This is a genomic window from Ureibacillus endophyticus (assembly GCF_003628435.1).
Classification (GTDB): domain Bacteria; phylum Bacillota; class Bacilli; order Bacillales_A; family Planococcaceae; genus Ureibacillus; species Ureibacillus endophyticus.
Genome location: NZ_RBZN01000041.1, coordinates 19,576 through 27,032, shown reverse-complemented (window position 1 = coordinate 27,032; position 7,457 = coordinate 19,576). Strand labels below are relative to the sequence as shown.

The following is a 7,457-nucleotide window of genomic DNA, read 5'->3' as shown; positions in this document are numbered from 1 at the left end:
CGCCAAACAACTTAAACTCCGTAATATCCGTTACCCACTTCTCGTTCGGTACTTCTGCTGTAAAATTGCGGTCTAAACTATTAGGTGCGATTTTGCCAACCGCCCCTTTATAAGACTTATATTTTTTCATTCGCACGACGCATTTTAAACCAAGTTCTTTCATAATACGTTGAACCTTTTTATGATTCACTTTCTGACTACGATTCGCCAACTCATCTCGAATACGACGATACCCATAACGGCCCTCGTGTTCGTTATAGATTGCTTGAATTTCAGCTTTCAACTCGGCATCTGGATCTGCTCGATTCATCTTCTTTACTAAATCATAGTACGTGCTACGTGGAATTTGTGCGAATGCCACAAGCGCCTTCACCGAGTATTTATGCCTTAATTCATAGATGACCTTTACTTTGTCTTCTTTGGTGATTTTTCCTTGGCTTGAACTAAGGCGTTCAACTTTTTTAAATACTCGTTTTCCATACGTAGACGATTGATTTCTGCTTGAAGTGCTTCAGGTGAACCTTCTACTGGTGTTTGTTTTTCATGGATGGACGCCCCTTTGATTTTGGCTCAAGGGCATCTAAGCCACCGTACTCCATTTGTCTTTGCCAATTATACACCATCGTATAACTAGGAATTTTAAAAAGAGCTGCTGTATCCATTAGTGATGCACCAGATTGAACCATGTAATTAAGTACATCTAGTTTAAATGGTACGGGATAATTTGTATAGAAATTCTTAAACGCTTCTTCACCATGCAATTCATATAACTTCAACCAAAATTGAAATTGTGCTCTTGTAACACCCATCTGTGACGCATATTCTTTTTGTGAAATCATATGTGGATTAAACCCCTGAACTATAGCTAACTTGATATCACTAGTAAATTTAGTCATAAAAAAACTACACCTCCAATTGTTAGATTGTGTCTAACAATTGGGGTGCAGTTCAGAATGTCCTGCTTTTACTTTATAAATATATCGCCACACATGCCACCATACATGCACAGCCTGCGATGACAAATAGATGCCAAATTGCATGGTTATACGGTAGTTTTCTCCATGCGTAGAAGATGGCGCCGAACGTAAATAATAATCCTCCAGCAAGCAGCACCGTAAACCCATCAAATTGTAAAAATTCATATAACGGTTTAATGGCAAAAATGATCAACCATCCCATGGCAATGTATAAAATTAATGAGAAAGTTTCAAAACGGTCGATAAAGAAACATTTAAATAAAATTCCACACAGGGCAATTCCCCAAATAATACAAAGTAATACGATACCTAACACGCCATCGATGGCAATCATCAAAAATGGCGTATATGTTCCGGCAATTAACACGTAAATCGATGAATGATCTAAAATCGAGAAAAAGCGTTTATATTTTTCTGGCATACTATGCAATAAAGTTGACATTAAAAACAGTAATACAAGGGATGCTCCAAAAATTGAATATGATACGATTTCAGTTGGATTACCTGAGTGCACGCCAATCAATATAAGGGCAATACAGGCTGGGATACTTAATAATAATCCGATGCCATGAGTGATGGCATTCCAAAGTTCTTCTTTCCAATTTTTATAGTCAAATGCTTGTTCATTTTTCATCGCTCTCACTCCTAATGCATTCACTATATCGGAAAAATAATATGGAAAACACTATCATTTGTCACATTTTAACCGTTTTATTTGTAAGATTACATTTGTCATGTTTACACCGAGTAAACGGTTACATATAATTATCTTAAGATATTAAAGGATGTGTCAACTTGGGACGAATTCATATTGTTACAGATTCAACATGTGATTTATCAACAGAAGAAATAATGGAATATGACATAAAAGTCGTACCATTAACGATTCAAATTGATGATAAAACATATGTAGACGGGCAAGATTTACAACCCGATTCATTTTTACAGTTAATGAAAAATTCAAAAGAATTACCAAAAAGTTCTCAACCTGCACCAGGAAAGTTCAAAGAATTATTTGATGAGCTAGGAAAAAATGGTGATCAAATCATCTCTATTCATATGACAGGCTCCATGAGTGGGACTTACGATTCTGCTAGACAAGCTGCGGAAATGACGGACTCAGATGTAACCGTAATAGATTCAAGATATATTGCCATTGCTTTAGCTTTCCAACTACGTGAAGCCATTAAACTTCGTGATCAAGGGGCAACTGTGGAGCAAATTGTTGCAAGATTAAATGAAGTGAGAAAAAATACACGTTTATTTGTAGTGGTGGATACACTCGAAAACCTCATCAAAGGCGGTCGTATTGGGAAAGGCAAAGGGATGATTGGTTCTTTATTAAATATCAAACCAATCGCAACGTTAGACGACGGTTCTTATACGCCAGTTTCAAAAGCTCGAAGCCATAAACAGGTCGTCAAATATTTATTTGAACAATTTTTAGAAGATACAAAAGGGAAAACCGTAAAAGCAGTCGGCATCTCCCATGCGGACGGACTCACAACAATGGGCAACCCGCTGAAGGAATTAATCGAATCAACAGGCTTCAATGGTGTCGAAATCAAATTCACTTCTCCAATTATCAGCACCCACACAGGTCCAGGGGCAATTGGATTTATGTATTTTGCGGAGTAAATAATAAATATTAAAGAAAAGTGTCAATGCCTTCCTCCAACTTAGTCGGTTCGCACACAACATAATTCACCCGTCGAACAACTAAGTTGGTTCATAGGCGCGATAGTTGCGCGGAAAAATAACTGAATAATTTCTAAGCTCTAAGCGCTAAACCCTTGATACTACTCAGGGTTTGGCGCTTTTTTCTATCCTCTTACGAACGTACTTTGTTGTAGACGATTTTTGAAGGTATGAGAAATATGTGGTAATATTTAGAGAAAAAAGAGCGGTTTGGCGGGCGAACTTAGTTGTACACGGAGTAAGGTTAAGATTTTAGAGCAAAGTTGCTTAAGCTTACTCTGGAAAGGGTTTAGAGGGGTTTTGGTGGGGTGATGGGTGACGGGTGGACTTAGTTGTGGTTACACAGTCAATTCTGTATAGGGATTGGCGCTTTTTTGTTATTAATGTAGGTAGTAAAAATTATCACTGAATTTTCAACATTATAGTTGTGTAGTATTGTGAATTAAAATTTGACAAAGGTTGCTCAAATTATATTCCTCTCTAGCTCTACCATATTTAGCAAATGGCTGCCCTTAAATAAAATCGAGAAAATTACCAATCATTCTTCCTGTGCCTCTTAATAACCATAAAATTAATCTAAATGGCCACAAAATTATTTCTGGGATGATAAAAAGTACATCTAGAACTAGATCAAAAAATGTATAATTGCCATTACTATATTTGTATTTTCTCTTTCGATTCCGCCATTTCTTCATACGGCTCAACCCTTTCTCAAAATAACTATAGACGATTTTAATTTACTTAATTTTACGATTAGGAATTTGTTTGGTTTCATTTTTTGGAAGAAAAATTGAAGAAGTTGTAAAAAATTTTTTACTATAAAAACTTGTCAAGGAACAAACATGCCTAGAAAGAGTGAAAGTATTAAAGAAAATGGTTAGGAATGAACTATTACCTTTGCAACCTGGACACATAGAATGGATATAAGAATGAATAGGCTAATTGTAGAGAAAATTGCAGAAAAATTTTTTTATTAAATCAAGTAATCGAGTAATTCATGCATGTAAAAATGAATTTAAACTATTAAAACCATGAGATGTATTTCTCGTGGTTTTTAAATTGACAACAGAATTATCAGTATTTGCTTGATATCTTATTCCACTAAAGGGCACTTCCAGGAGATGATTGTGCATTGTATGAATTTTCAATTAAACATTCTATAATTAAATATGATGATATTAGAAGTAATATAGCAGTTTACAAGGAGGTCCAACAATGGCAAATTGGATATTTCAAGGTAACCCTAAGCAATTTGATGTAGATACATATTTAAAAGAAAATAAAGTAGTCACTTGGGGTATTCGTCAAAAGCAATTTAAGGATGAAATGCAGCGAGGAGATCGTGTATTCATTTGGCGTTCCGATGGGGGCGAGCGTAATACAGGTGGAGTGGTAGCTAGTGGAAAGATTACTTCTGCGCCTTTTATTGATGAGGATGATGGCTTTAGTATCGAAGTGGAAATAACTGATTTTCGCCTAACACCCGACTCTGGAATGCTTCTTCGACACGAATTGAAAGAAATCCCAGATACGATGAACCTTCAAATCTTTAAAATAAGTCAATTGACCAATTATCGATTAACGGACGAAGAATTTAATCGACTTTATAAATATTGGCAAAATCCACAAATGGTTAAAGAAATATTAGAGCTTCCGACAATCGAAAAATATCTGTATGCCTTTAGAGAAGTTGCAGATGAATGGTTTAAGGAAAATACTAAATACATTGAAGTTGGCTATCATTTTTTTGACCGGTTTAAACAACGTGACCATCTACAACAAATGGAATGGGAAGATGTTCAAGAAATCGGTAACCATATTAATGCCTTTCGTATGGCTCTATCAAAGAAACGGGCACTTGGTAAAATGAATGCGCCAATCGAAAAATATCGAAAAAGCTTTGAGTATTTGTTTTATGGACAAGAACCAATTGAAAACCGAATTGATAATTTTATTTCAAATGAGGAATATAAATTATTTGGCTTTGGCATGAGTGTTGTGAGTGAAATCGTTGGAAATGTATTTGCTGATGACTATTGTTTTTACAATCAACGTGATAAAGTAGCTGTCGAAAATATACTTCAATTAACCCCTGATTATTCTAGAGGAGATTCAGAGGGAAGAAAGTTTATTAAATTTCAAAATTGCCTAAAAGAAAATCAAATCATTGAAAAATACTTAGAAATCATTGGAAAACGAACAAATTTACCAATCTATTATGAAGTGGACCAATTCTTCAGTTTCTTATTTGAAAACTATGGTAAAAAAGGGAAAGACATTACCGATGTCCAAGATGATTTGCCACAATACTGGCTTCTTGCAGCAGGAGAGAACGCTGTAATGTGGGATGATTTCTACCAAAATGGTCTTATCGCCATTGGATGGGAAGAAATCGGTGATCTAAAAAAATACAATAGTAAACGCGAAATTGCAGATGTATTAAAAGAAGTATTTCAACTAGAAAATAATCCAACAAATGATGCACTAGCGAATTATCAATTTGCCTATGAAATGAAGATTGGGGACTATGTGTTTATTAAAAGAGGGACAAAACAGATCATTGGTTTTGGAAAAATTGTTTCTGACTATCAACATGACCCTACCCGGGAAACATATCACTCAGTACGTAAAGTAGATTGGATATCGACAGGGGAATGGAATGTTGATAAAGAACCAATTCATATGAAAACATTAACGAATATTACTCGCTATGAAGACTATGTGGAACGACTACTTGATAAGGTTGGAAAAGGCAATTCTAGTACAACTCCACCAGAAGGAAACAAAAAAAATGAAGAACTTGCTCCGTATACAGTTGAGCAAATCAATTCAGAAGTTTTCATGACAAATGAGCAAATCGAGGAAATTCTTGAAACCTTGGATTATAAGAAGAACATAATTTTACAAGGACCCCCTGGCGTAGGGAAAACTTTTGTAGCAAAACGTCTTGCATATCTGCATATGGGTGTTAAAGATGATAGTAAAATTGAATTTTTACAGTTCCATCAATCATATTCCTATGAAGATTTTATCCGTGGGTATAAACCGAATTTAGAAGGAAACTTCATTTTGAAAGACGGTTTATTTTATACGTTTTGCAAAAAAGCCGTTGATGATCCAGAAAACAATTACTACATGATTATCGATGAAATTAATCGAGGAAATTTATCAAAAATCTTTGGTGAGTTAATGATGTTAATAGAAGCAGATAAACGGGGGAAAAAATTTGCAGTTAAATTAGCCTATAGTTTAGGGGAGGAAACGTTCTATATTCCATCTAACCTTTATTTAATTGGTACAATGAATACTGCTGACCGTTCCTTAGCTCTTGTAGATTACGCATTACGTAGACGTTTTTCGTTTATTAATGTCGAACCAGCATTTCATACAGATGGGTTTAAAGATTATTTGATTTCAAAAGGCATCAGTCAAGGATTTATTGAGAAACTAATCCACTCAATTGATGAGGTAAATCAGGAAATTGTGAGTGATAAAATTAATCTCGGAAAAGGGTATGAAATTGGCCACAGTTATTTCTGTCCAACCGTTGAAAATGTGGATGATGAACAAAAATGGTATGAACGAATTATTCGTTTAGAGATTGCGCCATTATTAAAGGAATATTGGTTTGATCGGGAGGATAAAGTCAATGACATCCTTAACCGACTCCAATAAAATCCCGATAAAAAATCTCTATTTTATGCTTTGTTATGCTTGGCAACATTTAGATGAACGAGAGTTTGTTTCGATTTCTCGTGAAGATGAAAAAGATATAAAGCATCTGCTTACCAGAATACTCCTTGTCAAATTGCGTTCACTTATCAAACGTGGATTTTATAAGGAGTATCAACTGGCCAGGGAAGAGACATCCACTTTAAGAGGTCGAATTTTATTTAAAGAGTCGATACAAAACTTCTCGTATAAACGTGCAAAAATGCATGTGGAATTCGAAGAGATGAGCTATGACATTCTTCATAATCAGATTATTAAAGCCACTCTTTATCAACTGTTACAGACATCGATTTTTAATAAGCAGTTAAAAGAGGAGATTCATCAGTTGTATCCATATTTTGCTCAAATAAACTTAATCAAATTGGATAGTCGTTTATTTCAAACGATTCGGTTACATCGAAGCAATCAGCATTATCGTTTTGTATTAGACATTTGTCAATTTCTTTATGAATCCTTGTTATTAAATGAAGAAAATTCAGATTCAAAATTTGCAGATTTTGAACGCAATCCAAAAGCCATGGCATGTTTATTTGAAGACTTTGTTCGTAATTTTTATATTAAAGAAACACCGCATTTTAAAGTGGGAAGAGAAAATATATATTGGGATGCGATTGGGGAGAATACGACATATTTGCCAATTATGCAAACCGATATTTCTTTGGAAGACAGGGACCGAAAGATTATTATGGATACGAAATATTACCAAAACGCCTTAACCGAAAATCGTGGTTCCGAAAAATTAATTAGTGGCAATCTTTATCAATTGTTTGCCTATCTTAACAATCATAAAAATACGAGCAAAAAGCTGTCAGGGATTTTACTCTATCCAAAAACGGGTAAGGAACTTAATCTTTCGTACGAAATAAAAGGATTTCCAATAAAAGTTTTTACAGTGGATTTAAATCGTAGTTGGAATATCATTCATAGTAGGTTGTTGGAAATTGTTAATAGCACACCCGAAAAGTTGGTCTAAAACTTTTCGGGTGTTTTTTATATTGGGGAAAATACCGAACTCATTATTTTCTAAAAGAATGAACGGTAGGGTGAACC

Annotated in this window: 4 protein-coding genes and 1 pseudogene; 3 read left to right on the top strand and 2 right to left on the bottom strand. The window is 34.8% G+C overall.

Annotation, left to right across the window (positions count from 1 at the left end; genetic code table 11):
- Positions 1-896: pseudogene (locus D8M03_RS13715) on the bottom strand (IS3 family transposase); the annotation flags it as partial.
- A gap of 73 nt (positions 897-969) precedes the next feature.
- Positions 970-1,611 carry a PAQR family membrane homeostasis protein TrhA gene (trhA, locus tag D8M03_RS13710; protein ID WP_121215394.1) on the bottom strand — a complete coding sequence of 214 codons (642 nt, stop codon included), beginning with the start codon at positions 1,609-1,611 and terminating at the stop codon, positions 970-972.
- A gap of 161 nt (positions 1,612-1,772) precedes the next feature.
- On the opposite strand from trhA, the gene D8M03_RS13705 reads away from it, so the two are divergent.
- From D8M03_RS13705 to D8M03_RS13690, 3 genes are all read left to right on the top strand, one after another.
- Complete coding sequence (locus D8M03_RS13705) at positions 1,773-2,615, top strand: DegV family protein (RefSeq protein ID WP_121215393.1); 843 nt, start codon at positions 1,773-1,775, stop codon at positions 2,613-2,615.
- A 1,275-nt stretch (positions 2,616-3,890) separates the two neighbouring features.
- Positions 3,891-6,350, top strand: a complete 2,460-nt coding sequence (locus D8M03_RS13695) for an AAA family ATPase (RefSeq protein WP_121215391.1) — start codon at positions 3,891-3,893, stop codon at positions 6,348-6,350.
- Positions 6,325-7,380, top strand: a complete 1,056-nt coding sequence (locus D8M03_RS13690) for a 5-methylcytosine restriction system specificity protein McrC (RefSeq protein ID WP_121215390.1) — start codon at positions 6,325-6,327, stop codon at positions 7,378-7,380. The genes D8M03_RS13695 and D8M03_RS13690 overlap by 26 nt, the downstream gene beginning before the upstream one ends.
- The last annotated feature ends 77 nt before the right edge of the window (positions 7,381-7,457 follow it).

What these genes read in the sequence shown, in the direction of transcription:
- trhA (WP_121215394.1), bottom strand. Translation starts at nt 1,611, where the DNA reads ATGAAAAATGAACAAGCATTTGACTATAAAAATTGGAAAGAAGAACTT.
- D8M03_RS13695 (WP_121215391.1), top strand. Translation starts at nt 3,891, where the DNA reads ATGGCAAATTGGATATTTCAAGGTAACCCTAAGCAATTTGATGTAGAT.
- D8M03_RS13690 (WP_121215390.1), top strand. Translation starts at nt 6,325, where the DNA reads ATGACATCCTTAACCGACTCCAATAAAATCCCGATAAAAAATCTCTAT.